At 27.7% G+C, this 2,308-nt stretch carries 2 protein-coding genes; one reads left to right on the forward strand and one right to left on the reverse strand.

Annotated features, from left to right (window positions below):
• Positions 1-121: 121 nt before the first annotated feature.
• Positions 122-1,450 (reverse strand): serine hydrolase domain-containing protein, encoded by a 1,329-nt coding sequence (locus ACVC2P_RS06110; RefSeq protein ID WP_452597592.1) that lies wholly within the window; start codon positions 1,448-1,450, stop codon positions 122-124.
• A 195-nt stretch (positions 1,451-1,645) separates the two neighbouring features.
• Between ACVC2P_RS06110 and ACVC2P_RS06115 the strand changes: the two genes are divergently transcribed.
• The coding region (locus tag ACVC2P_RS06115) for a histidine kinase (RefSeq protein WP_452597593.1) at positions 1,646-2,308 on the forward strand (663 nt) is incomplete at its 3' end.

Raw genomic sequence — 2,308 nt, forward strand, 5'->3', positions numbered from 1 at the left:
GGCTAATGATAGCAGTAAACAGATTAAAATTAAAGACATGAATAATGGTCCTCCTTCTTGAAACTTGTTAGCAGCTATGCTTAATAATATAATAGATTTCATAATAATATAAGTTTTTAAATTAGTTTTTTTTAGTGAATAGAACGGTTGGGTTATTTGCCCTTGTAAATAAAAGTGTATGGTTTTCTGGGTTAAACTTTAATATTATACCCAGAGTATCAAATCTAAATTCATTTTTTTTAGTAGCAACCAATTCTTTTAAGTTACTTCCTTCTGGAGCGCCTTTTAAAATAGTTCCATGTGCTTCAAAAACCAAATCGAAAGGTAATTCTTTACTTTCATAAATGCCTTCAAATTGTTTAACTTCTGTTACTGTTAATTCAATTTTCTCAAAAGTTGGTATTACTATTTCTTTTCCAAGACATACAGAAACAGCATTAAGCATAATAGCCATTTTACTATAATTCAATGCATTTGCTGTAAAGGCTACTCCTATTTTATGATCTGGAAGGTATATTAACATAGAATGAAAACCATCTATACTTCCTTCATGTCCATAAATAGTTTGTCCCTCTACTTTAGAGTAAAATATACCACTACAGTAATCATCGTTTAATGGTGTAATCATTTTCTTTAAACTTTCGGCAGACATTAATTGGTTATTAAATAAAGCCTCTATAAATAGGGTAAGGTCCTTAGCAGACGATACTATAGCTCCTGCACCACCAGGATTACTCATGTCTGTTTCTAGACTTTTACTCCATGATTCATTTTCGTATGTGTAAGATAGACATTCGTTATTATTACTATTTATTTTATGCCCGTAATACGTATGTTTTAGATTTAATTTATCTATAATACGCTCTTTTAAAACCGCCTCATAACTTTTACCCTCTATTGCTTCAATAATATAACCTAGTAACAAAAAATTGGTGTTACTGTATTCGTTTTTCTCGCCTGGGTTAAATACAGCATCGTATTTTTTAATCCTAGATAGCATTTCTTTTTTAGTTGAAGGCTTATAAATCCATTCTGTTACATTTTTGCTATTAGTTATATTATATAAGCCACTACTGTGCGTTAATAAATGATGAATTGTAATTTTTGAAGCATTTTCTATTTCTGGAAAATACTTAGATAATTTATCCTTTAACATAATCTTCTTTTCATCAACTAATTGAAAAATTAAAGTAGACGTAAACGTTTTGGTAATAGACCCTATTCTATATTTCGAGTCTATATTTGATCGTGTTTTCTTGTCTTTAGATAAATATTGATAGCCAACAGATTTATTATAAACCGATTCTCCGTTTTTAATAATAGAAAGGTTTCCCATTACTTTTGTGTTATTAGACAACGTTTCCATTAACCGATCTAATTGCTTATAATCTTGTGCATGCACTCCAATAAAGGCTAGACAGAATAGAAATAATACAATTTGTTTTTTCATATAGTTTGTCATTTTTAATTAAACATAAAGCAAACATAATATCACTTATCGTTGAAAAAACTAAAATGCGATGAGTAACCTATTTAAGGGAGTAGATAACAGAAATGCTAAAACGGTTGCTAAACCAGTTATTCGTCTATAAAAAGAATAAATACAATAGAAAATATACTATTATTGTATCATTAAACAGTATAAATGCTAAAAAGAAAACATATTTTTAAAACAATAAAACAAGTGCTTATTCATATTATATTTTGGGTAAGTGTGCTTTTCTTTTTTACTTATTTTTTTGGAGTTGGCAATAAAAACTATTTTAACGCCTTCAATTTTGCCCTGTTTTTAATGCCTGTTACAATAGCTACTACTTATGTTTTTATTTATAAGCTAATTCCTTGTTATTTAATTACTAAACGGTACTTCCGTTTTGGGTTATATACAGTATATACTTTAATAATATCGGCTTATGCTATATTTACGTCTATAGCATTAAGTGTTTTATATCTTTCTCATTTTGAATACAGTGCCATTGGTCCAATAAATAAGAATATTATTTTTGTAATGACTGGAGTTTACTTAGTAACGCTTATAGTTAGTGCGTTTAAATTATTACAATTAAACCTGAAAAATATAACTAAAGCGAACACTTTAGAAAAAAAAATTTTAGAAGCTCAATTAAAATTAAAGGAACAGGAGCTTAATTATTTAAAAATGCAGATACACCCTCACTTTTTATTTAATACATTAAATACAATGTATGGTTTTGCTATAAAAAAAGCTGAAGAAACACCCGAAATGATTTTAAAACTCTCTAATTTATTGGATTATTTATTATATCAAGTAGATAAACCTTTTGTAAGT

The sequence above is a fragment of the Pontimicrobium sp. MEBiC01747 genome (assembly GCF_053601635.1).

What these genes read in the sequence shown, in the direction of transcription:
- ACVC2P_RS06110 (WP_452597592.1), bottom strand. Translation starts at nt 1,450, where the DNA reads ATGAAAAAACAAATTGTATTATTTCTATTCTGTCTAGCCTTTATTGGA.